Consider the following 25,456-nt stretch of genomic DNA (forward strand, 5'->3'; position numbering starts at 1 on the left):
AGATATGAAACTTAAATATTTAATCTATACAATTACACTGACCGGCCTCACCGCTTGCGGAGATTTCTTAGAGCCAAAGTCACAGAGCCAATATATACCCAAAGACGCTAATGCATTACAAGAGATGCTTATCGGAGAAGCCTATCCCCAACAAAAGGATACCAAATTTCTCAACTATCAGGAAATACTCGCAGATGATGTCGAGCAGAATCAGGTGGAAGGTTACGAATTCCCTGAAAACGACAAAGCAGATATGGAAATATTTGAGATACTGTATAGCTGGCAACCCAATATGTTCGAAATACGAGAAAAATTGGGACAACAAACAGTCAATACTTGGGAGAACCTTTATGAATATATTTTAGGAGCTAATGCCACACTTGACTATATTGACGAAGTATCCGGTACAGAAATAGAAAAGAATTATATTAAGGCACAATCCTATGCCCTACGGGCTTTTTATTATTATATGTTAGTCAATCAGTACGGACTTCCCTATAATTATAACAAAGAATCATTGGGAGTTCCTCTCAAGCTGGACAGTAAAATGAGAGATGATGACAATATATTGATGAGACGGAACACGGTAGAAGAAGTATACCAACAGATTGTTACCGACCTGAACGAAGCAGAACGTTTATTCCTAACTCTCTCCGCCACACAACAATATGAACCGAACTACCTTGTCAGTCTACCTATGGTACAATTATTAAAATCACGTGTAGCTCTATATATGGAAAATTGGGAAGAAGCGAAAACGTATGCAGAGAAAGTTATCAAAGATTGGAACTTCTCACTACGCGATCTGAATACTATTCCTGCACCGGAAGCAGGTATAAAAGAACCTTATTACACATTCAATACATATGATTCGCCGGAAGTCATCTGGAGTTATGGAACTATCCGAGACTTGACAGGTGAATACGAAGGTTATATCGATAAGAAAGATGAAAACAGCGATGAAGAAAAGACCAGAAGAATGTTCAAAGCAGCAGACGGATTAATCAATAGTTTCTCGGAAGGCGACCTACGCAAAGACCGTTATATTACCAGGGAAATGCTATATAACGAGGCAGTTCCGGAGAACAGCACATTTTATGATACTTATCTCCCCTATGGCAAATATAAGACACTACGTTCCGTCCCCACTTCCGGAAGCAGTGATTATTTTGCACTCTCCTTCCGAATAGCAGAAGCTTATCTAAACTATGCAGAAGCCGCTGCCATGAGCCAAGACGAAGGAGATGCCATCACCGCTATGAATACATTGCTGGAAAAACGATATGATAGAGGAAACGCACCGTCTTTTTCCGGATTGAGTGGAGATGCTTTGATCACCCAAATACGTGAAGAACGCAGAAAAGAACTTTGCTACGAAGGACAACGCTGGTTCGACTTACGTCGATATGGTATGCCTTCCATACAGCACAAATGGGAAGGCAAAGTTTATACACTAACAAAAAACGATCCTTCATACGTATTACCTATCCCAACAGAAGTGTTGCAAAGAAACTTATTATTGGAACAAAATCCGTTCGGACCGGAACGGACTGGGGTTCCCGTTACAAACTAACTATAAATATAAGAAATAATGATCGCTAATTTTAAACAACAGAGAATCATGAAGCCAATATATAATGTATGGATATTACTATTCTGTCTCACATTCTCGTCCTGTTACGATGATGACTCAATCATCCCGACGCCAGACCCGCTTGCACTTGCCGGAGGATTTGAGTTTCCGCAAGGAAATAATTCATGGGACAATGATGTCATGAAAATCTACCAAGATTTCGGAGTGAAGATAATATATAAAGATATCACTGAAAAAGACCTCAATAAAAATTGGACTAATGGTGGAGTCGGTAGTTCATCAAGAGTATTCGAAAATTGTCTCAATGACGAAATGGGGGCATTTTATATTACTTTTATGAAGAATCACATTTTTCCTTATCTCAATCGGGAAGTTACGGACAGAGTATTTCCTATGTACTGGTATATGGTATACAATTATTCTGTATTTACCTCCATCATACCGGGAGTACTGGAATATTATGTAGCACTGCCCGAGCATGATGAAGGCCAAACCGACTGCTGGATAACTTGTTTTTGGGGAGATCAAACCCACAGCACTTACGATGACCCAATCACAGGATGGAAAACTCCTATTGCCGGCAATAAGGATAGTTTTACCATACGCCGCTTCAAAATAATTGATGAAGTTATAAATACAGCTATCGCCAACGGAAACATTATCATACCCGAAGATGAATTTGATGCAGGATTCGACCATTTGACTCCGATTGTCAGAAGTGAAGACATCGAAAGTAAAGCCGATCCTAATTATTATCTCACGAGAGGCTATCCTGGTAATGTAAATACAGTATCAGGTAAACATTCTACACCCGGTTCCGATAATCCTCCAACAGCCAAAGAAACATTTATCGGCTATCTGCAAATAGCCATGCGTCATACCAAAGAAGAACGGAAAGCAATGTTTCCTTCGGCAACCTATCCATTTCTAAGCACTAAGTTCGATTTTGTGACAAACTATCTAAAAAAATATAATATTGATTTGGAAGCTATCGCCAAAGGGCCGGAAGATTGGGATATTAAACCTTATCCGGAACTACCGGAAACAGATGAAGGAGATGGCGATGATGATCCTTGGGGAGATTGGGGAGATTGGTAAAGAAAATCTTCCATAGCGATTAAGTTAGTCGTTTTATTAAAGGATAGATAAAATAAGAATAAAGATATTTAGAATTTACGATATATTATAAACTCCAAATCATGAAATTAATAAGACTCTCACTGATATTATTGCTCTTATGCAGCACCACTCCTCTATGGAGCGACGGCGGACTACAATTCAAAGGAAAGTTGAGACTACTCAAACCAACCACTTTGCAAGTTAAGGATTTGAATGGGAACCTCATTTTAAGTTGTCCTATTAGCCAAAATGGAGTATTCGAAACCGAAAAAAAAGAAATTTCACCTGATGTATACACATTATATATTGGAAATACGGAACAAAACATATACTTCGAAAACGTTCCTGTAAGCATTAATGGTTTTTTTGATGAAAAGAACCCCGAACAAAGTTCGCTCTCATTCACCGGCATCGATTCATTTCTGACTTTACAAAACTATATGCCTACAGAAAAAGATCCGGATATAGCTACGATTTCTGCTTCTGTCAAAGGGAAACTGACTCCCGGCATGGCAGCCGCACTGGCTTATCTGGCCAATGTTAATGATTACTACTCCAACAAAATGTTGCTGGATATGATACCGGAAAATGAACGGACGTCTTTCGTTGCCAAATGGTTGGTAAACCGGGTAGAGGTCCTCTCCCATCAAATTATCAATGCAGAATGTCCCGACTTTACATTCATAAATGCCAACGGAAAAAATGTAAGTCTGAAAGATTTCCGTGGGAAAATTGTCGTATTGGATTTTTGTGCTTCCTGGTGTGGTCCCTGTCGCAAAGAAATGCGTAGCATGCTGACAATATACAATGAACTGAAAGCGGATGATTTAGAATTCATCAGTGTTTCGTTGGATGACAGCGAAGCAAAATGGAGAAAAATGCTGGATGAAGAAAAACTGCCGTGGGTGATGCTATGGGATAAAACAGGATTTCCCAAAAACAGCAAGACTCCAAGCGCTATTCAGGCTGCTTACGGTTTCTACTCCATCCCTTTCCTTGTTGTCATTGACAAAGAAGGTAAACTCGCTGCACGTAATGTCCGGGGGGAACAGGTGCGCGAAGCTATTTTAAAAATAAGAAAATAACTAGATTGTATAAATTATAACTCATCAACAATGAAGAAACTTATATTTCCTATTATATGCTGTTTTATCAGCATTACAGCATCGGCACAGTTAGTAAAACAAGAAGCAGAAACACAAAAGAAACAATCCGAACTGGACTGGTTTAACTGTTCTTTCAACAAAGACAGTGTATATGGTGCTGAAGTGAACAAGGCTTACGAGTATCTGAAAGCCAACAAGAAGAAAGCTAAAAAAAGACCGGTTGTTGCATTGATCGGAACAGGAATGGACGTAGAACACGAAGATCTGAAACAGGCTATCTGGGTGAATCCCAAAGAAAAGCTGAACCAGAAAGACGATGACAAGAATGGTTTGATAGACGACATCAATGGTTGGAATTTCATCGGTGGTAAAGACGGTCAAGTCATGGAATCTCTGACACGCGAAGGAGAACGTGAATTTTTCCGTCTGAAAGATAAATATGCGGATTATATCTTTGACGGAAAAAAATATTATAAAATCATTAACGGAAAACGTCAGGAAGTACCTGCACCGGAAAATATGGAAGAATATAGTTATTATCGTTATAAGGTAATGCCTGAATCCAGAATCGGAGGTTCATACGGTGGCCTGCAACTCTCTTATGTCATTGAAGAATATATTGAGAAATTCGATAAGGACATGAAAAAGCGTTTCCCCGGAAAAGAGCTGACTGTCGATGATTTCCAGAGCTGCTATGATCCTAAGGCAGAAAGAGACAGCCTTTCTGAAATCGCTTTTGTTTTTACCGCTTATTCATTCAGCATTTACCAAACGGACAAATGGGATCTCGTATACCAAAGAATGGGGAAAAAAAGTGTGGAAACAGCCAAAACGTCCTATGAAGATGCTTTAAAAAAATACGGAACTGATAACCGGAAAGAAATTGTAGGTGATAATCCTCTGGATATTAACGACACACAATATGGCAATAATGTACTGTTGACATCTGATGCAGCAACAGGAGTTATGAAAGCGGGAGTGATCGCCGCCAAACGCGACAACGGTGTCGGAAGTAACGGTATTGCCGATAATGCAGAAATTATGACTTTACGTATTCATCCGGGAGAAGGAGAACCTTATTTAAAAGATATGGCACTGGCCATCCGGTATGCAGTAAACCACGGAGCGGATGTTATTTTATTGCCGGAACAAAATTCATTATACCCGGAAGAACAGAGACAATGGGTAGCAGATGCACTGAAAGAAGCTGAAAAGAAAGGAGCATTGGTAATAGTTCCGGTTTGGGATCTGTCAGTAGACATGGATAAAGATGAATTCTTCCCTAACCGGAAGATGAGAAAAGACGGAGAACTTACCAATTTTATGGTGGTTGCTTCTTCAGATAAGAATGGAAATCCGGTACTGAACACCAATTACGGTGCAACTGCTCTCGATCTGTATGCACCGGGAACAGATATTTATTCATCCTATATGGGTGATACGTACCAAAAAGGTACAGGTGAAGGAATGGCATCGGCTACTGTAGCCGGTGTAGCTGCCTTGGTGAAATCATATTTCCCTAAATTAACCGGCTCACAAATCCGTGACATACTACTGAAAAGCGTCACTTCACGCAAAGGAGTGGAAGTGGAAAAAGGAATCCGCGTAAACGACAGTCCTTCACAAGACTTGTTCCTTTTCGATGATTTGTGTATTTCCGGAGGTATTGTAAACGCTTATCAGGCAATTTTGGAAGCAGAAAAAGTCAGCAAATAAAATTAGCTTATGAAGTACACAACTCGTATGATAGGAATCGTCGTCGCCTTTTGCATGGCGGTTCCTGTATTCGCCCAACAATATAAGGCAACTATACCTTACCAGATGGTAGGTGAAAAGATGATTATCGAAATGAAAGTGAACGGCACAGCACGTCCTTTCATTTTTGATACGGGAGGACGTACGGCACTCACGACCCAAGCCTGCCAAGCACTGCAACTGGCAGCCACCGACTCGACTAAAGTAACGGATGTGAATAACGTGGAAAGCTATTATAAAACTACCCGGATAGAGAATCTGACGACTCCCGACCATGTCATTAACTTCAAAAATGCTCCGTCACTGGTCATTGATGAGGTAAAAGGCTGGGAATGTTTTGGAGTAGACGGTATCATCGGCAGTGATTTATTCGCAAGCACCATTGTCACGATTGATTCGCAAACCAAAAATATCATAGTTACCTCTGCTGAAAAACCATCGACGGTGTCTTTACGAAAGATGTTGAATTTCACCAAAGGAGGCGGTATGCCGATCGTCAGCATACAAATAGCTCCGGTCAGCAATATCAACGTATTATTTGATACAGGTAGTCCCAGCCTGTTATCACTTATCGAAAGCGATTTTGAAAAAATCAAACCGGAAGCCTCTATGGAAGTGGTTTCCGAGGGGTATGGAGAAGGGAGTATCGGAGTATCCGGCCAAGCAGACAAGGCTTCCTCTTACAGGGTTCGTATTCCATTATTATCAGTCGGAGCCACCAAATTCCGTAATGTAACAACCAGTACCAACAATCACCCTTACACATTATTGGGTGTCAAACTGTTGCAATACGGTAAAGTGACCATCGACTATCCACGCGGAAGATTCTATTTCGAAGCATTTCAACCGGACAATGAAATAAACAATCAAAGTAACAATTTTGACTTGACGGTCAAAGACGGAGATTTGTTTGTATCTACCGTATGGAGTAGTACGAAAGGTAAGATAGCAGTCGGAGACAAGGTGATTAAAATCAATGGTAAACCTGCTAAAAAATATGACTTCTGCGAAAGTATTCTGAACGGAATTCCTGAATTGAAAGAGAAAAAGAAGACGAAGCTGACGATTGAGACAGCTTCCGGAGTGAAGGATATTATCTATGAAAAAGAATAATATGAAAAGAATAGGAATACTGACCGGCTTATGGCTGCTGTTATTTCTAAACTGCGGACAAAGAATGGCAGCGCAAATCCGGAATAAGGTTTGCGACACCATTCCTTATGAATTTATACAAGAGAAAATCATTATCCCCGTCACTGTTAACGGTATAAAAGTGAAATATATCATTGATACGGGAGGAAGAACCGGAACTATGTATGATGCCGCAACGGAAATGAAAGCTACTGCCGCAGGATATACGCGCATCTCCGATGTGAATGCACAAGGCTCCAATTATCAGGAAGCACATGTACAGAATGTTTCTATCGGGAAAGACTATAAAATCAAGCAGTTGAAGACAATGGTGCTGCCTAAGAATCCATTCTTCGCCGGACTAGGAGTTGTCGGTATTCTTGGGGGAGACGCTTTCGCACAGTCGGTAGTCACATTCGATTCCCGTTCTAAAATAATGGTTATCAATTATCCGTATCGTCCTGAAGGACTAAAAGTAACGGATGGAATTCCACTGTTGGATGAGACGGAGCATCATTCCATCGTCAATGTCCGCTTAGGGGACAATGACTTCAAGGTTCTGTTCGATACAGGTGCAGATGGCTTTCTGCTTTATTCTACAGAAGATTATGAGAGACTGTCTGACATTTCAAAAGTGACTAACCATGGATATGGTATCGTAGCTGCCGGAATAACAGGTCTGGGCAAGCCGGTGGATATAAAGAAGGTGACTGTTCCTCCTATCAACATCATGGGGAAAGAATTCACGAATGTGGGTAGTACGACCACAGTAATGAATGGAAGTATCATCGGGGTGGATTTACTGGAATACGGTAAAGTGATTATCGATTATATGCGCAGACGGTTCTACTTCTTCCCGTTTGAAGAAGGAAAAACCGACATGGGCGGTGCTCCCGCTCTCTGGAACGTGAGTATTCTGCCACGCAATGACAGATTCGAAATTACAACGATCTGGGACAGCATGAAAGATAAAGTTGCTTTCGGCGACCAGGTGATTAACATCAACGGTACTTCTCTGGACGATTGTCCCATGAGCCAAATGGCCGTGGAAGATATCATGAAAGCCATTCCCGGTGATACCGGTTATATTATTGTCAAGAAAGACAATCAAGAGAAAAAGATTGAAATCAGGAAAGAGAAATGAACTTTAAACAGAAAAAGATATGAAGCGAATAATAACAAAGATGTATCTCTGTCTACTTGCATTTTGTATTGCCGGAGGAATCAGTGCACAGACACAGAACAGTATGACAGAGGTCATTCCATTCAAAACCATTGATGGAAAGATTATCGTAGAAGCCGCCATCAATGGCGAAGTGGCAGACTTTGTCCTCGATCTGTCAGGACATAACGCCCTGCTTCCTGAAGCTCTCAAGAAGTTACGCATCGACACGGGGAAGAACGGCACTTTTAGTTCTTATCAAGATTTTGTATTCAAACAAGTGCCCGTCGGAAAAGTATATGAAATGGCAACTGTTGCTATTGGCAACAACACGTTTAACAACGATCTTCCGGCTTTCACTTTGGAAGACGAACCGTATCTACGCAAGCTGGGAGTGATGGGTGTATTAAGCGGTGCTATTTTCCGCACTTCTGTTCTGACCATTGATATGCAACGGAAAAAGCTCACCATTACGCAGCCCTACCGTCCTTCTTACATGAAATTAAACTATCGGGAGAACTTTGAGCTGATTACAGGATTAGGAATCGTATGTCCGGTATCCATTCAGGGAAAACCTGTTTCTCTTGTTCTGGACACATGGAGCGAAGGATTGGTGAACCTTACCGAAAAAGATTTCAATACATGGAGCGCACAATATACCAAAGGAACCAACCAAAAAGTTTCCAATGGATATAAAGAAACCACTCAAGAAGAGGAAAGCCTCATCTTACCGGAAACCATGTTTGTAAAAACAAAGATTGAAGATGCCATGGCAGTGAAGAACCCGTACTTGAAACGCTCCGTATTAGGCAAAAAGATACTGGACTACGGAATCATATCCATCGACTATATTCATCAGAAAATTTACTTCCAGCCATTTGACATGGTTCCCATACCGGAAGCGGAAGCTAAAGTAACGGAAACTAAAGTGGAAGACGGCAAACTGAATCCGATTACCCGCCAATTCTTCCTCGAACACATCTTCGACTACAGAAACGGGAATGAGTTCGTTTATAATGGCGACAAACCGGTTGTGATTGATTTCTGGGCAACTTGGTGTGGACCTTGCATGCGCTTACTTCCGGAAATGGAAAAGCTGGCTGAAAAATATAAAGGTAAAGTTGTATTCTACAAAGTTAATGCAGACAAGGAAAAGGATTTATGTAATCACTTCGGTGTGCAGGCATTGCCTACCTTATTCTTCATACCTGCAGGCGGCAAACCGATTATTGAAGTCGGAGCTACTCCGGAGAAGTACGTACAAATCATCGAAGAGCAACTACTGAAATAAAAACTCTCTCTTAATTATATAACTACATTAATCTGAAACTTTAGCTAAAAGCCGGACATCATTCCGGCTTTTTTTATTTCCATATTATTGGAACTTATCATATAAACAAGTACATTTGTCCTGTCAAATCTATTTATAACTTAACACACATTTTGACCATGAAGAAAAGTATTTCTCTTCTTCTTTTGTCCTTGCTAATGATCGCCCCCAGTTGCCAAAAGACAAAAGAAGCGGCGAACGAGTACAACATCGTTCCCAAACCCAACCAGATTCTTCCACAGGAAGGACGCTTTGAACTAAACAACAAAGTCTGCCTCGTAGTTCCTTCGGATGCTCCGGAAGTAAAAAGCATTGCCGACAGCCTGGCCGGACAACTAAAACTGACAGCAGGAATTTCCTTGAAAGAAGCTGAAAATACAGACGGAAAAACAGCGATCTCTTTTGTTGTACAGGAAGGTATGCCGAAAGAAGGTTATAAATTGTCGGTTACTCCCAGTCTCATTACGCTCACCGCTTCCCAACCGAACGGGTTCTTTTATGGAGTGCAGACTCTTTATCAGTTACTCCCTCCGGCAATTTACGGAAAGCAGTTGGATAAGAAAGCTGACTGGTCGGTTCCTGCCGTAGAAATTGAAGATTCACCCCGTTTTGTTCATCGCGGACTCATGTTGGATGTTTGCCGCCATTATGTACCGATTGACTACATTTACAAGTTTATCGACTTACTGGCTATAAACAAGATGAATGTCTTCCACTGGCATTTGACAGACGATCAGGGATGGAGAATCGAGATTAAGAAATATCCCAAATTGACGGAAATCGGTTCCCAGCGTGAAAAGACATTAGTAGACTATTACTATGTAAACTATCCGCAAGTATTCGACGGAAAAGAACATGGAGGTTATTATACACAGGAGCAAATCAAAGATGTAGTGGCTTATGCTGCAAGTAAATATATCAATGTTGTTCCCGAAATAGAAATGCCGGGACATGCATTGGCTGCACTTGCCGCCTATCCGGAATTGTCATGCGACTCTACACAAACTTACAAGGTATCTCCTACCTGGGGAGTATTCGAACAGGTATTCTGCCCGAGTGAAACGACTTTCAAATTCTTTGAAGGAGTGATGGATGAAGTAATAGAATTATTCCCCAGCGAATACATTCACATCGGTGGCGACGAATGTCCCAAGACAGCATGGAAGAATAGTGCTTTCTGCCAGCAGTTAATCCGTCAGTTAGGATTGAAAGATGATACGGCTCCCAGTAAGATAGACGGAATAAAGCACAGCAAAGAAGATAAGTTGCAAAGCTATTTCGTTACCCGTATGGAGAAATACCTGAATAGCAAAGGTAAAAACATCATCGGCTGGGATGAAATTCTCGAAGGTGGTCTGGCTCCCAATGCAACTGTTATGTCATGGCGCGGTGTAGAAGGCGGTATGAACGCAGCCAAAGCAGGGCATAATGCCATCATGACTCCGAATCCTTATGTATATCTGGACTACTACCAGGAAGAGCCGGAAATTGCTCCGACTACTATTGGCGGATACAATACCTTGAAGAAAACATATAGCTATAACCCTGTTCCGGACGACGCTGACGAGCTTGCCAAGAAGCATATCATCGGAATACAAGGTAATATCTGGAGAGAATATATGCAGACTTCAGAACGTACAGACTACCAGGCTTTCCCGCGTGCAATGGCTATCGCCGAAACGGCCTGGACACAAAACGTAAACAAAGACTGGAAGAATTTCTGCGAACGGATGGTGACTGAATTTGAACGTTTGAAAGTTATGAACACCCAACCTTGTCTCAACTTCTATGACGTAAATATAAATACGCACGCAGATGAAAACGGTCCTTTAATGGTATTGCTGGAAAGTTTCTACCCGAATGCGGAAATCCGGTATACAACGGATGGCAGCGAACCGACCAAAGCGTCCGTCTTATATGAAAAGCCTTTCGTTCTTGAAGGTAATATCGACCTGAAAGCCGCTGCTTTCAAAGACGGAAAGATGTTGGGCAAAGTAGCTCACAAGCCACTGTATGGCAATTTATTGACAGGAAAGCCCTATACGGTTAATTATACGATGGGATGGACAGGCGATATATTCGATGAAAACGATGTATTAGGAGCTGACAAAACCACCTTTGGACTGACCAATGGCAAACGAGGCAATAACGCTTCTTATACTCCGTGGTGTAGTTTCGGCATCGTGGAGGGTAAGGACTTGGAATTTATCGTTCATCTGGATAAACCGACACAAGTCAGCAAAGTTATTTTCGGTTCTTTATTCAATCCTGCCATGAGAATTCTTCCTGCAGGAGGAGTTGCCGTAGAAGTATCAGCAGACGGCAAGCAATACACACGGATAGCCGAAAAAGCTTTGAAACACGATTATCCGGAAACAGGAAGAATTGCATTCACCGATTCCATCGAATTTGAACCGGCACAGACTACATTCCTGAAAGTCAAAATCAAGAATGGCGGCACACTGCATAATGGTGTCAACTTTGAAAAGAATAACGGGCCGGAAGTCATTCCTGCTGAATTATGGATAGATGAAATAGAAGCGTATTAACCAAAGACAATCGATCAATATTGTTCGAGGAGCTTTGAGCTTATAAAATAAGAGAGTGTCAAAACGCAGATTAACGCAAATTATCGCAGATTATTTCAATTATATTGATATATTAATCAACGACTTATAAAATTATTTCTGCGATAATTTGCGTTAATCTGCGTTTTATTATTCATTATGGCACACCTTCCTCTACAAAATCACCCACGCTACAGATTAAACTCTAGCGTGGGTGATTTTTATATTTATAAGGGTTTTAATACCCTCCTATGATCGGATATAAACCGGATTAAATGAGTCCTTTGGCAGAAAGATAACGTTCTGCTTCCAAAGCAGCTTTGCAACCACTTCCCGCAGCCGTAATAGCCTGACGATAATGCGGATCGGCAACATCTCCTGCCGCAAAAACTCCGGGAACTTTTGTACGGGGACTATCACCTTCCGTGATGATATAACCCACTTCGTCCGTATCAACGTATTCTTTAAAGATTTCAGTATTCGGCTGATGTCCGATAGCCAGGAAGAAACCGTCGATAGGCAAGCTGTAACGTTCTTCATCCGGTTCGCCCCAACGTTTCACCAGGTTTACACCTTCTACCCCATTGTCGCCAAACAAACCAACCGCGTTGTGTTCAAAAAGAACTTCTATTTTCTCGTGGTTCATTACTCGTTCCTGCATAATCTTCGATGCACGCAAGAAAGGTTTGCGGACAATCAGATATACTTTGGATGCAAGTCCGGCAAGATAAACAGCTTCTTCACAAGCTGTATCACCACCACCGACTACGGCAACTACTTTCTTGCGATAGAAAAATCCGTCACAAGTGGCGCAAGCACTTACCCCCATTCCGGCATATTTCTTTTCATCTTCCAGTCCTAGATATTTAGCAGTAGCTCCGGTAGCAATAATCAATGATTCTGTTTCAATAACCTTATCACCATCGATTGTTATTTTATAAGGGGCTTTGCTCAAATCGGCCGCCGTAGCAATACCGAAACGAACATCTGTTCCGAAACGGCTCGCCTGTGCACGCAAGTCTTCCATCAACTGCGGACCACTGATTCCTTCCGGATAACCGGGGAAGTTCTCCACATCCGTAGTAGTAGTCAACTGCCCACCCGGTTGCAATCCTTCATAAAGCACCGGACATAAATTTGCACGTCCTGCATAAATCGCTGCCGTATATCCGGCAGGTCCTGAACCTATAATCAGGCATTTCACTTTTTCTATTTCTGCCATTTTAATTTATCTTTATCGTTTTGTTATAAACGTATATTATCTCAAATCTATTACCTCCGCATTGGGGTATTGTTTCTTATCAAACGTAAAAACCTGATCCGCATAATTCTGCTTAGTCTGATAACTTGTAATGGTTATCTCATTACGCGTCTGCTGACCACGCTGTTGAAGCAAAATATACAAAGGTTCGTAAGTATCCTTCGTCACAAAAAGAGTGATACGTTCCAACTCCTGTTTCTTATCCTTGGCAGTCAAAACGACTTCCCAAACGGCTTTTCCACGATACGTCCCGGTTGCTCCCAGCTTATAAGAGAATCCTTTCTGATACATATATAGAAACGTATACGGATTAATCTGCTGCAACTCTTCCTGTGTCGGATTGCTGACGTTCACTTCATCATTCTTTGTCACATAACTCCACTGCGTTTTTCCATCAAACCAAGTGATGATATCCGACGTTTTCAGTACGAATTTCTCTCCTTTCAACTGAATCGTTCCATTTTCTGCACCTTCTACCAGACCGTTCGTCACAGCCTTTACAGTAAAATCAGCCTTTACACCACCTGCTTTACGAAACGCCTCTGCCGTCTTGTCAAGAATGACTTTAGCCTGCGACTGTTGTTGGGCAATCACAGGCAAAGACAGTAAAGCTATTAAAACACTAAAAATGTACTTTCTCATTTGATTAATAAACGAACGGTTACTGTAAATTGTTCAATCGCATTTCAAGATCGTTATCATCCATGCACAAGACATCGCGCGCCTTGCTTCCCTGGGTAGGGCCTACGATTCCCGCTTTTTCGAGTTGGTCCATAATACGTCCGGCACGGTTGTAACCGATAGCGAATTTACGCTGAATTAACGAAGTGGAACCTTGCTGATGGATCACCACCAGTCGGGCTGCATCTTCGAACAACGGATCAAGACGTCCCATATCAATATCTCCGACTTCACTGCCACCATCTTCACTCACGAACTCTGGCAGGAAAAACGGAGTAGGATAACTTTGCTGACGGGCAATGAATTTCGTAATTTCTTCCACTTCCGGCGTATCGATAAAGGCACACTGCACACGCACCGGATCGGCTCCCTGCAAGAAGAGCATATCACCCTTACCAATCAAACGGTTAGCACCCGGACGGTCGAGAATGGTACGGGAGTCCATCATGGCAGATACACGGAATGCAATACGTGCAGGGAAGTTGGCTTTGATCGTACCTGTAATAATATTAGTAGTCGGACGCTGTGTAGCGATAATCATGTGGATGCCGACAGCACGCGCCAACTGTGCAATACGGGCAATCGGAAGTTCCACTTCCTTACCGGCGGTCATAATCAAATCTCCGAACTCGTCAATCACCACTACGATATACGGCATAAACTTATGTCCCTTTTCCGGATTCAGGCGGCGGTTGATAAATTTCTCGTTATATTCTTTGATATTACGCACATGTGCCATCTTCAAAAGGTCATAACGGGTATCCATCTCCACACAAACAGAGTTCAGGGTTTGCACTACTTTCGTTACGTCCGTAATAATCGGTTCACCTCCATCAGGAAGTTTGGCAAGGAAGTGATTTTCAATCACCGAATAGATACTGAATTCCACTTTCTTCGGATCGACCAGCACAAACTTCAATTCTGCCGGATGCTTCTTATATAATAAGGAAGTGATAATGGCATTCAAACCGACCGATTTACCCTGACCGGTTGCACCTGCCACCAATACGTGCGGCATCTTGCAAAGGTCGAACATAAAGACTTCGTTCGTGATCGTCTTACCCAATACAATAGGCAAGTCATATTTGGATTCCTGGAATTTCTTGCTTCCGATCACACTCTGTCCGGAAACAATCTTCGGATTCTTGTTCGGAACTTCAATACCGATGGTTCCTTTACCCGGTATCGGAGCAATAATACGGATACCATCAGCGGAAAGGCTCAATGCGATATCATCTTCCAAACCACGGATTTTAGAAATACGTACTCCCTGTTCCGGAGTAATTTCATATAGAGTTACCGTAGGTCCCACGGTTGCTTTAATCGTACTGATTTCGATTCCGAAGCTGCGCAATGTATTGATGATGCGGTCTTTATTTGCATTCTGCTCGTCCATGTCAATCGTCGGATCATCATTTTCAAAATGCTTCATCAAATCGATAGTCGGGAAACGGTAGTTTTCCAAATCTTTAGTAGGATTATACGGTTCGAGTTCAGGTCCCTGGTATTCTTCTTCCGAAGCTGCCGGTTCCACCTCAAATCCAGGTTCCGCCTCTTCCAAAGAGTCTTCCTGCACAATAGGAGCAGGATTGGAAACAGTCGGTTCAAATACCATAGTCACTCCTTCACTCTCGTCAGATACGGAAGTATCTTCCTTTTCCGGTTTATTAATAGGAAAGTCGTCTTCAGGTTCTTCAGCCTGAATATCCATCACTGGTGCCGGAGGAGGTGTCTGTTTATACGTCCGTTTCAAATTAAACTCCACTTCTTGCGGTTGGGAAGTCGTAAATTCCGGATCGCCTTCTCCTTCCGGAACATTCTCCTTTTCTTCTTTCTTTTCGCGTTTCAGGAAACTCAATGCGAAGAGTTTACGCAACCAGATGACGGTACGTGCACTTATATATATGAAGAAACAGATAGCCGTTATCAACAGGATCATCCACACACCGGGTACTCCAACTTGCGAGATCAGCCAACGACTGACATTATATCCGTGCATACCTCCCAAATAAATGAAGGAATCCTGATAATGATCCATAAAGGCAAATCCGAAGAATACGGAGAACCAGACCAGCAAGAGTGTGCAGCCGATAAACCACTTCCACAAACGTACAACACGTACACGCATCAACTTCAATCCTGCCACTGCCAGGAAAACAAGTATGAAGAAAGAGGAAACACCGAAACAGTCATTAATCAGATAACTGGCCAACTGCGCTCCGCGTGAACCTGCATAATTCTTCACCTGATTATTAACAGCCGCCAAATCTGCCGAACTGCCACTATCAATAATACTTTGATCGGCAGCCCCCGTGAAGAAGAAGGAAGAAAAAGCCAACAACAGGTAAACGGAAAAGATGACCAGCATCAATCCGATTACAAAATGAATGGTTTCATTCTTAAATACAGCCACAATTTTACTGGGGGAAGAGGGAGTACGTTCCGCCTCCTTATCTAATTTCTTCTTTGCCATGAGTCTTTAATTCTTTTTTATAAAACAGGAATGAGATTCTAAGCTGCAAAAATAATAAAAAAATAACGAGCACTACGCTCATTCAATCCTTTTTCTTACCTTTGCGTTTCAAATCAATATAGATCATGGAAAAAGAAAGCCAAACGATATTTGATAAAAACGTAATTGAGTTCGTAACGGTAGCTGCCGAATTTTGTGCATTTCTCGAACGTGCCGAACGCATGAAGCGTAGCACTTTCGTTGATACATCATTAAAAATACTCCCCCTACTCTATCTCAAAGCATCTATGCTGCCCAAATGTGAGACTATCGGGGACGAAGCACTTGAAACGTATGTCACAGAAGAGATTTACGAAATTCTGCGTATCAACCTTTCCGGATTGATGGCTGACAAGGATGATTATCTGGACGTATTCGTGCAAGATATGGTGTATAGCGACCAGCCTATCAAGAAGTCTATATCGGAAGACCTGGCCGACATTTATCAGGATATTAAAGATTTCATATTTGTCTTCCAACTGGGACTGAACGAAACAATGAATGATTCATTGGCCATCTGCCAGGAAAACTTCGGTACACTGTGGGGACAGAAACTGGTAAACACACTTCGTGCCCTTCACGACGTGAAATACAACCAGGAGGAAGAAGAAGAGGAAGTAGGTAATGAAGAAGGATTTTACGAACCAAGCGACGACAACGATTGTTGTGAAGAAGATGGCTGTCATTGCCACGATGATGATTGCCACTGTCACGAAGACGGTTGCCATTGCCACGATGATGAATTAAAATAGAAATGATTGTAAGAAGAACCATAGATAAAGATGAACTAAAAGAACTCCCGAAAACAGTCTTTCCGGGACGTATTTATGTTATCCAGTCGGAAGCTGAAACGGAAAAAGCAGTAGCTTACCTCCAATCCAGAGCAGTGATAGGTATCGACAGCGAAACTCGCCCTTCCTTTACCAAAGGACAATCGCACAAAGTAGCACTTCTCCAGATTTCTTCCGAAGAATGCTGTTTCTTATTCCGGCTCAATATGACGGGATTGACCCAGCCATTGGTTGACTTGTTAGAAAATCCGGCTGTAATCAAAGTGGGACTTTCACTGAAAGACGACTTTATGATGCTGCACAAACGTGCACCTTTCACCCAACAAAGCTGTATCGAATTACAGGACTATGTGCGTCAATTCGGAATACAGGACAAAAGTCTGCAAAAGATTTACGCCATCTTATTCAAAGAAAAAATATCCAAATCACAACGCTTGTCCAACTGGGAAGCTGATGTATTAAGTGACGGACAGAAACAATACGCTGCTACCGATGCATGGGCATGCCTCAATATCTACAATCTGTTGCAAGAACTGAAACAGACGGGAGATTGGGAGGTTTCTCCGCTGACTGCTACTGTCTCTCCCGCGGAAGAAGTGATAAGTAATAAAATAAGTGATTAATAACCAATAATAAAACGATCTGAAGCCCTCCCCCTTGGGAGAGGGTTGAGGAAAGACTACATTATGCATAAAGTATATCTCAAACCTGGTAAAGAAGATTCTCTTAAGAGATTCCACCCCTGGATTTTTTCCGGTGCTATCGCTCGTTTTGACGGAGAGCCCGATGAAGGTGAAGTTGTAGAAGTGTACACCTCAAAAAAAGAATTTATTGCCGAAGGACATTTCCAGATCGGAAGTATTGCTGTGCGCGTACTGTCTTTCCGCCAGGAACCTATCGATCACGATTTTTGGAAACGCAAACTGGAAATTGCATACGATATGCGTCGCAGTATCGGCATCGCCACTAATCCAATCAACAACACTTACCGTCTCGTTCACGGTGAAGGAGACAATCTCCCCGGACTGGTGATTGACGTTTATGCCAAAACCGCTGTTATGCAGGCACACTCTGCAGGAATGCATGTAGACCGCATGGCAATTGCCGAAGCTTTATCCGAAGTAATGGGTGACAAGATCGAAAATATCTATTATAAATCAGAAACAACTCTTCCTTTTAAGGCAGACCTTTTCCCCGAAAACGGTTTTCTGAAAGGAGGAAGCAGTGATAATATCGCACAAGAATATGGTTTGAAGTTCCATGTAGACTGGCTGAAAGGTCAGAAGACCGGATTCTTTGTAGATCAGCGTGAAAACCGTTCTTTGCTGGAACGTTACGCCAAAGACCGTTCGGTACTGAATATGTTCTGCTACACCGGTGGATTCTCATTCTACGCCATGCGCGGAGGTGCGAAACTCGTGCACTCTGTCGACAGTTCAGCCAAAGCAATTGATCTGACTAACAAAAACGTGGAATTAAACTTCCCCGGTGATTCCCGCCACGAGGCGTTTGCCGAGGATGCTTTCAAATATCTCGACCGCATGGGCGACCAGTATGATTTAATCATCCTTGATCCGCCCGCATTCGCCAAACATAAAGATGCACTGCGGAATGCTTTGCAAGGTTATCGTAAACTGAACGCCAAAGCATTCGAGAAAATCAAACCGGGCGGTATCCTGTTTACTTTCTCTTGTTCGCAAGTGGTAAGCAAAGACAATTTCCGTACTGCCGTATTTACCGCAGCAGCCATGTCAGGGCGTAGCGTACGTATTCTACACCAGCTGACTCAACCGGCCGACCATCCGGTAAACATCTATCATCCCGAAGGAGAATATCTGAAAGGATTGGTGCTCTACGTAGAATAACCGGCAAGCTGCCGGAGCCAAGTTTCCATTCGGATATCAGGCATTTCTCCGGAAGTATGGCTGATTAGAGAGGGCAGTAACAGAAAAACGGAAGATTCAAAGTTAATTAGAGTTAACAAACAGAAGATTTTCGAGAAAACATTATGTTGTATAACATAAACCCTATATCTTTGCACTGTGTTTTTCATGGTATTAGATTTAAGGTTAACAAAGATTGGCTGTCTGGGATAGATAGCCTTCTTTTTTTTGTACCCCCTCCATTTGTTTTTTCACACCCAAATCTCATCTTTTCTTCGCATTTATGCCATTTTTATCCCCTTTTTATCAAATTACTTATCCACCTATTCAACGAAAATATTATATTTGCAAGGTTTATGAATGTGAAGAGAAACACAAATTAAAAAAGTCATGAGTATAAAAGTTCGTTTGATTATTATGAACTTCCTGCAATTCTTTGTATGGGGGTCATGGTTAATATCACTAGGTGGCTATATGGGAAGAGAACTCCATTTTGAAGGAGGACAAATCGGAGCCATTTTCGCCACCATGGGGATTGCCTCTTTGGTAATGCCGGGTATTATCGGTATTATTGCCGATAAATGGTTTAATGCAGAACGTTTATACGGACTTTGCCATATTGCAGGAGCAGGATGTCTCTTCTACGCTTCCACCGCAACGGGATACGACCAGATGTATTGGGCCATGTTACTCAACCTGTTGGTATATATGCCCACCTTATCCCTCGCCAACACGGTATCGTACAACGCACTGGAACAATACAAATGTGACCTGATTAAAGACTTCCCTCCTATCCGCGTATGGGGAACAATCGGTTTTATTTGTGCCATGTGGGCTGTCGACCTTACCGGATTCAAGAATTCAAGTGCGCAACTTTATGTAGGCGGTGCTTCCGCATTGCTACTCGGACTTTATTCATTTACCCTCCCGGCCTGTCGACCGGCTAAATCTGAAAACAAATCATGGCTCTCCGCTTTCGGACTGGATGCGCTGGTGTTATTCAAGAAAAAGAAAATGGCTATTTTCTTCCTTTTCTCCATGCTTCTAGGTGCAGCATTGCAGATTACGAATACTTACGGCGACCTTTTCCTAAGCAGTTTTGCCAGCATCCCTGAATATGCAGATTCTTTCGGAGTGAAACATTCAGTCATCCTGTTATCCATTTCACAGATGTCCGAAACATTGTTTATTCTTGCCATACCTTTCTTCCTGCGTCATTTCGGAATCAAACAAGTCATGCTAATCAGTATGTTCGCTTGGGTGTTCCGGTTCGGCCTGTTCGGTTTTGGAGATCCGGGATCAGGACTATGGATGCTGATCCTTTCCATGATTGTTTATGGTATGGCTTTTGATTTCTTCAACATTTCCGGTTCGTTGTTTGTTGAACAAGAAGCCAAATCTTCTATCCGTGCCAGTGCACAGGGCTTGTTCTTTATGATGACTAACGGATTGGGAGCCATCATGGGCGGATATGCCAGCGGTGCGGTAGTTGATGCATTCTCTGTATATGCCGACGGCAGACTGGTGAGTCGCGAATGGATGAACATTTGGCTGATCTTTGCCGCTTATGCGCTGGTAATCGGCATTCTGTTTGCCTTGGTATTCAAGTACAAACACCAGCAGGAGAGTAAAACAAATTAAGTAAAAGAGAACGATGGACAAAAAGGTAGAATTACAAGTTATAAATATCACGAACAGCCAGGCGCAAGTAGGCGCGTTTGCTATGCTATTAGGCGAAGTGGACGGTGAAAGGCAACTGCCTATCATCATCGGTCCGGCGGAAGCCCAGGCTACCGCTTTATATCTGAAAGGAGTGAAAACTCCCCGTCCGTTGACACATGATTTATTTATAACAAGTCTTACTATACTGGGAGCCAGCCTGATACGTGTATTAATTTACAAAGCAAAGGATGGTATTTTCTACTCCTATATTTACCTCAAAAAAGACGAAGAGATTATACGCATTGACGCACGGACTTCAGACGCAGTTGCCCTGGCAGTGCGTGCCGACTGCCCGATTCTTATTTATGAATCTATTCTTGAACAGGAATGTCTTCACATGTCGTCAGAAGAAAGAAACCGTTCTGAAGAAACGGACAACGACGAAGGGGCTGAAGAAGAACATGATTTGCCCGGTGCTACTTCCAGAACGCTTGAAGAAGCACTGGAACAGGCTATTAAAGATGAGAATTACGAGTTAGCCGCGCAGATACGCGATCAAATCAATTCAAGAAATAAAAATCAGTAAATAATATTATGCACGTATTTTATACTCCAGATATACAGAAAAGCAACGAGCTTCCCGAAGAGGAAGCGCAACACTGCATCCGTGTTCTGCGGCTAAGTATCGGAGACGAAATCACGCTTACCGACGGTAAGGGTAACTTCTACAAAGCTGAAATTACTGTTGCAACCAACAAACGTTGTTTCGTAAACATCAAAGAAACCATTTTTCAGGAACCGTTATGGCCGTGCCATTTACACATTGCCATGGCACCGACGAAGAATATGGACCGCAACGAATGGTTTGCAGAGAAAGCTACCGAAATAGGTTTTGACGAACTGACTTTCCTCAACTGCCGTTTCTCGGAACGTAAAGTCATCAAGACCGAACGGATTGAAAAGATTCTGATATCAGCCATCAAACAATCTCTCAAGGCACGACTGCCAAAGTTGAACGAAATGATCGAGTTCGATCAGTTCATCAGGCAGGAGTTTAAAGGACAGAAGTTTATCGCCCACTGTTACGAAGGGGAGAAACCTCTATTGAAGAATGTTCTGAAACCAGGAGAAGACGCCCTTGTTCTGATAGGTCCCGAGGGAGATTTCAGTGAAGAAGAAGTGAAGAAGGCCATCGAACGGGGATTCGTACCGATTAGTCTCGGCAAATCACGGCTCCGTACAGAAACAGCGGCATTGGTGGCCTGCCACACGCTGAATCTGCAAAATCAATAACAGCAGTAAATGTCTGAATCAATGATTATACCACTTTTAAATAACATAAGTATGGCAAAGAAAACGATTTCACGACTCTCGGTACTGGCAGTACTGATTGTTTTTCTGGCAGCATGTTCCAAAACATCGGAATATACAAATGTGATACCGGCTGACGCTTCGGTAGTTGCCTCTATCAATCTTAAATCCCTCGCAAGCAAAGCGGGATTGGATGATAAAGAGAATGAAGCTGCTAAACAAAAAGTACTGGAAGCACTGAAAAGCGGAATGAATGCGGCCACATTCCAACAACTGGAAAAGGTTATGAAGAATCCGGGCGAATCGGGAATCGATGTTGAATCTCCATTCTATGTGTTCTCTTCATCTTCTTTCCCTTATCCCACTGTTGTAGGTAAAGTGAACAATGAAGATAAATTACATGCATCACTCGACGTGATGGCAAAAGAACAGATCTGTCAACCGGTAGGCGAAGCTGACGGTTACAGTTTTACAACGATGAACAGCGGTTTGCTTGTTTTCAATAGTTCTACTATATTGGTAGTCAATGTCAGCGGAACAACTCAAACTGATAAAGCCAAAGAAGCCATTACTAATTTGTTGAAACAGACAGCAAGCAATAGTATCGTGAAATCAGGAGCTTTCCAGAAAATGGAGAAACAGAAAAGTGATATTAACTTCTTTGCTTCCATGACAGCTATTCCTTCAACCTACCGCGATCAGATAACCATGGGATTACCTACCGAAGTGAAAGCGGAAGACATCACTCTGATAGGAGGACTGAACTTTGAAAAAGGAAAGATTGCCCTCAAAACAGAAAACTATACTGAAAACGAAGCAGTGAAAGCTCTCCTGAAAAAACAAATGGAATCTGTTGGAAAAGCGAACAATACTTTCGTTAAATACTTCCCGGCTTCTACCCTGATGTTCTTCAACGTAGGCGTAAAAGGAGGCGAACTGTATAACCTGTTGAGCGAAAACAAGGAATTCCGCAACACAGTATCTATCGCTAAGGCAGACGAAGTAAAAGAGTTGTTCAGCTCGTTCAATGGTGATATTTCTGCAGGATTAATCAACGTAACGATGAGCAGTGCTCCCACTTTCATGATGTACGCTGACGTGAAGAACGGCAATGCTCTTGAAATGATTTACAAGAACAAGGAATCATTGGGATTGAAGAGAGGGGAAGATATCATGCAACTTGGCAAAGACGAATATGTCTACAAGACAAGAGGCATGAATATATTCTTCGGCATCAAGGATAAACAAATGTATGCAACCAATGATGAGTTACTCTACAAAAACGTAGGTAAAGCTGCCGACAAATCAGTCAAAGATGCTCCTTATGCATCGGATATGAAGGGAAAGAGCCTATTTATAGCAATCAATGCCGAAGCAATCCTCGATCTGCCTATCGTTAAAATGGTAGCAGGTTTCGGAGGACAGGAAGCTAAGACATATATCAAACTGGCCAACAAGGTTTCTTACCTGTCCATGAGTTCGGAAGGGGAAGTCAGCGAGATCGACCTCTGCCTGAAAGACAAAGATGTAAATGCCCTCAAACAAATTGTAGACTTTGCCAAGCAATTTGCCGGCATGTAATAAATGTATAAACCAACGGTATGAATAGTATTCACTTACAGCAAACACTTCCCCAAGTGTTTGCTGACCGTAATTCGGTGACTTCGGACGTATGGCATCAGGATCTTTTCTTCCGGAAAGGAGAAATGTATCTGATTGAAGCTGCTTCCGGCACCGGCAAATCTTCGTTGTGCAGCTATATCTATGGCTACCGCAACGACTATCAGGGGATTATTAATTTCGATGAAACCAATATCAAAGCATACTCCGTGAAGCAATGGGTCGACCTGCGAAAGCATTCACTAAGTATGCTTTTTCAAGATTTACGCATCTTCACCGAACTTAGCGCTCTTGAAAATGTGCAATTGAAGAATAACCTCACCGGATGCAAAAAGAAAAAAGAAATCATATCGTTCTTCGAACAACTGGGGATCGCAGATAAAATAAATGTGAAAGCCGGCAAGCTATCTTTCGGACAGCAACAGCGCGTCGCCTTTATCCGGGCGCTCTGCCAGCCGTTCGACTTTTTATTTCTGGATGAACCGATCAGCCACCTGGACGATGATAACAGCCGCATCATGGGTGAACTTATCATCGCCGAAGCAAAGGCACAAGGAGCCGGAGTGATCGCCACTTCCATCGGTAAACATATCGGTCTGCCTTATCAACATATTCTCAGCTTATAAAAGAATTGGCTATGTATTATCATAAAGTATTTAGGCACGGATTACACGGATTACGCTGTTTTCCTATAAATCTTAAACCGTGAAATCCGTGTAATCCGTGCCTAAATATTCCGTATTAAAATTATTAAGTATAAAACAATGAATACCCTTGTCTGGAAGCTTCTCCGCCAACATATCAGTATCGGTCAATTAGCCGGTTTCTTTTTAGCCAACCTATTCGGCATGATGATTGTATTGCTTAGCGTACAGTTTTATAAAGATGTCATTCCGGTATTCACCGAAGGAGACAGCTTTATGAAAAAGGATTTCATCATAGCTACAAAGAAAATCAGTGCTCTCGGTTCTTTTGCAGGAAAGAGTAATACATTCTCTGCCGAAGAAATTGCGGATCTGAAAAAGCAACCGTTTACCAAAACAATAGGAGCTTTCACTCCTTCTCAATTCAAAGTTTCAGCAGGATTGGGAATGAAGGAAGCCGGTATTCATCTTTCCACAGATATGTTTTTTGAGTCTGTTCCCGATGAGTTTGTCGACATCAAACTCGATAAATGGCATTTCGATGAAAACACACATACCATCCCCATTATCATTCCGCGCAACTATCTGAACCTTTACAACTTCGGTTTTGCGCAAAGCCGCAGCCTCCCCAAACTATCGGAAGGGTTAATGAGTCTGATTCAAATGGATATTATGATGCGTGGCAACGGACGGGTGGAACAGTACAAAGGAAACATTGTCGGCTTTTCCAATCGTCTGAATACGATTCTTGTTCCCCAGTCCTTTATGAAATGGGCTAATGAGAATTTTGCACCGAATGCAGAAGCCCAACCGGCACGGTTGATTATCGAGGTTAGCAATCCGGCAGATTCCGCCATCGCCAGTTATTTTCAGAAGAAAGGATATGAAACGGAAGATGGTAAGCTGGATGCCGGAAAAACAACTTATTTCCTCCGTCTTATCGTAGGTATTGTATTGGGAGTGGGTTTATTTATCAGTATCCTTTCATTCTATATACTGATGTTGAGCATCTTCCTGCTTTTACAAAAGAATACGACCAAGCTGGAAAGTCTATTACTAATCGGATACAGTCCCAACAAGGTAGCATTGCCTTATCAGTTGCTCACGGTAGGATTGAACGTTATTGTGCTTGTATTATCCATCGGATTAGTCTCCTGGTTGCGCAGTTATTACATAGACAGCATCCGCTTGCTATTCCCACAACTGGAAACCGGATCATTATGGGCAGCAATCAGTATGGGTATTCTATTATTTATCGTTGTATCGGTGATTAACATACTGGCAGTAAAAAGGAAAGTGCTTTCGATTTGGATGCACAAATCATAGA

At 42.3% G+C, this 25,456-nt stretch carries 20 protein-coding genes; 17 read left to right on the plus strand and 3 right to left on the minus strand.

From position 1 onward, the window contains the following. Positions 1–4 precede the first annotated feature (4 nt). The 8 genes from DXB58_RS08815 to DXB58_RS08850 all read left to right on the plus strand — a co-directional run bounded on the left by DXB58_RS08815 (position 5) and on the right by DXB58_RS08850 (position 11,746). The gene (locus tag DXB58_RS08815; RefSeq protein WP_122136575.1) at positions 5–1,573 is read left to right on the plus strand and encodes a RagB/SusD family nutrient uptake outer membrane protein; all 1,569 of its coding nucleotides are present in this window, start codon (positions 5–7) and stop codon (positions 1,571–1,573) included. A 48-nt stretch (positions 1,574–1,621) separates the two neighbouring features. Beyond that, positions 1,622–2,692: a hypothetical protein gene (locus tag DXB58_RS08820; RefSeq protein WP_233527264.1), complete on the plus strand. Its 1,071-nt coding sequence runs from the start codon at positions 1,622–1,624 to the stop codon at positions 2,690–2,692. 101 nt (positions 2,693–2,793) lie between these two features. Continuing rightward, the gene (locus DXB58_RS08825; RefSeq protein ID WP_122136576.1) at positions 2,794–3,798 is read left to right on the plus strand and encodes a peroxiredoxin; all 1,005 of its coding nucleotides are present in this window, start codon (positions 2,794–2,796) and stop codon (positions 3,796–3,798) included. Positions 3,799–3,828: 30 nt separating this feature from the next. After that, positions 3,829–5,535, plus strand: coding sequence for a S8 family serine peptidase (locus tag DXB58_RS08830; RefSeq protein WP_122136577.1), 1,707 nt, complete (start codon positions 3,829–3,831; stop codon positions 5,533–5,535). A gap of 9 nt (positions 5,536–5,544) precedes the next feature. After that, positions 5,545–6,687 carry an aspartyl protease family protein gene (locus DXB58_RS08835; RefSeq protein ID WP_122136578.1) on the plus strand — a complete coding sequence of 381 codons (1,143 nt, stop codon included), beginning with the start codon at positions 5,545–5,547 and terminating at the stop codon, positions 6,685–6,687. A 1-nt stretch (position 6,688) separates the two neighbouring features. Next, positions 6,689–7,849, plus strand: coding sequence for an aspartyl protease family protein (locus tag DXB58_RS08840; RefSeq protein ID WP_199487936.1), 1,161 nt, complete (start codon positions 6,689–6,691; stop codon positions 7,847–7,849). Positions 7,850–7,868: 19 nt separating this feature from the next. Continuing rightward, positions 7,869–9,158 carry a thioredoxin domain-containing protein gene (locus tag DXB58_RS08845; protein ID WP_122136580.1) on the plus strand — a complete coding sequence of 430 codons (1,290 nt, stop codon included), beginning with the start codon at positions 7,869–7,871 and terminating at the stop codon, positions 9,156–9,158. A 158-nt stretch (positions 9,159–9,316) separates the two neighbouring features. Further along, positions 9,317–11,746: a beta-N-acetylhexosaminidase gene (locus DXB58_RS08850; RefSeq protein ID WP_122136581.1), complete on the plus strand. Its 2,430-nt coding sequence runs from the start codon at positions 9,317–9,319 to the stop codon at positions 11,744–11,746. A gap of 289 nt (positions 11,747–12,035) precedes the next feature. On the opposite strand, the gene trxB is transcribed toward DXB58_RS08850, so the two are convergent. From trxB to DXB58_RS08865, 3 genes are read right to left on the minus strand one after another with little or no spacing between them, the layout of a single operon-like run. Beyond that, complete coding sequence (trxB, locus tag DXB58_RS08855; RefSeq protein ID WP_004301820.1) at positions 12,036–12,986, minus strand: thioredoxin-disulfide reductase; 951 nt, start codon at positions 12,984–12,986, stop codon at positions 12,036–12,038. A 36-nt stretch (positions 12,987–13,022) separates the two neighbouring features. Continuing rightward, positions 13,023–13,667 (minus strand): LolA-like putative outer membrane lipoprotein chaperone, encoded by a 645-nt coding sequence (locus tag DXB58_RS08860; protein WP_122136582.1) that lies wholly within the window; start codon positions 13,665–13,667, stop codon positions 13,023–13,025. Between the two features lie 19 nt (positions 13,668–13,686). Further along, positions 13,687–16,179, minus strand: coding sequence for a DNA translocase FtsK (locus DXB58_RS08865; RefSeq protein WP_009000538.1), 2,493 nt, complete (start codon positions 16,177–16,179; stop codon positions 13,687–13,689). A 125-nt stretch (positions 16,180–16,304) separates the two neighbouring features. Between DXB58_RS08865 and DXB58_RS08870 the strand changes: the two genes are divergently transcribed. The 9 genes from DXB58_RS08870 (at position 16,305) to DXB58_RS08920 (ending at position 25,455) form a co-directional block, all read left to right on the plus strand. Next, positions 16,305–16,970 carry a DUF5063 domain-containing protein gene (locus DXB58_RS08870; protein WP_004304614.1) on the plus strand — a complete coding sequence of 222 codons (666 nt, stop codon included), beginning with the start codon at positions 16,305–16,307 and terminating at the stop codon, positions 16,968–16,970. Positions 16,971–16,972: 2 nt separating this feature from the next. Beyond that, positions 16,973–17,632 (plus strand): 3'-5' exonuclease, encoded by a 660-nt coding sequence (locus DXB58_RS08875; RefSeq protein ID WP_008775492.1) that lies wholly within the window; start codon positions 16,973–16,975, stop codon positions 17,630–17,632. 63 nt (positions 17,633–17,695) lie between these two features. Next, on the plus strand, positions 17,696–18,874 hold the full coding sequence (locus DXB58_RS08880; protein WP_122136583.1) for a class I SAM-dependent rRNA methyltransferase: 1,179 nt from the start codon (positions 17,696–17,698) through the stop codon (positions 18,872–18,874). A 408-nt stretch (positions 18,875–19,282) separates the two neighbouring features. After that, a complete protein-coding gene (locus DXB58_RS08895; RefSeq protein WP_008775489.1) occupies positions 19,283–20,533 on the plus strand; it encodes a nucleoside permease in 1,251 nt (416 codons plus the stop codon). A gap of 13 nt (positions 20,534–20,546) precedes the next feature. Continuing rightward, entirely contained in the window at positions 20,547–21,140 is a 594-nt protein-coding gene (locus tag DXB58_RS08900; protein WP_008775488.1) for a bifunctional nuclease family protein, read from the plus strand. 8 nt (positions 21,141–21,148) lie between these two features. Continuing rightward, entirely contained in the window at positions 21,149–21,847 is a 699-nt protein-coding gene (locus DXB58_RS08905; protein ID WP_117937239.1) for a 16S rRNA (uracil(1498)-N(3))-methyltransferase, read from the plus strand. Between the two features lie 51 nt (positions 21,848–21,898). Beyond that, positions 21,899–23,446: a DUF4836 family protein gene (locus tag DXB58_RS08910; protein WP_122136647.1), complete on the plus strand. Its 1,548-nt coding sequence runs from the start codon at positions 21,899–21,901 to the stop codon at positions 23,444–23,446. A gap of 20 nt (positions 23,447–23,466) precedes the next feature. Further along, positions 23,467–24,111, plus strand: a complete 645-nt coding sequence (locus DXB58_RS08915; protein ID WP_117937237.1) for an ATP-binding cassette domain-containing protein — start codon at positions 23,467–23,469, stop codon at positions 24,109–24,111. Positions 24,112–24,249: 138 nt separating this feature from the next. Continuing rightward, positions 24,250–25,455 carry an ABC transporter permease gene (locus DXB58_RS08920; RefSeq protein ID WP_122136584.1) on the plus strand — a complete coding sequence of 402 codons (1,206 nt, stop codon included), beginning with the start codon at positions 24,250–24,252 and terminating at the stop codon, positions 25,453–25,455. Position 25,456: the final 1 nt, after the last annotated feature.

The organism is Bacteroides sp. OM05-10AA (assembly GCF_003439055.1).
Taxonomy (GTDB): domain Bacteria; phylum Bacteroidota; class Bacteroidia; order Bacteroidales; family Bacteroidaceae; genus Bacteroides; species Bacteroides intestinigallinarum.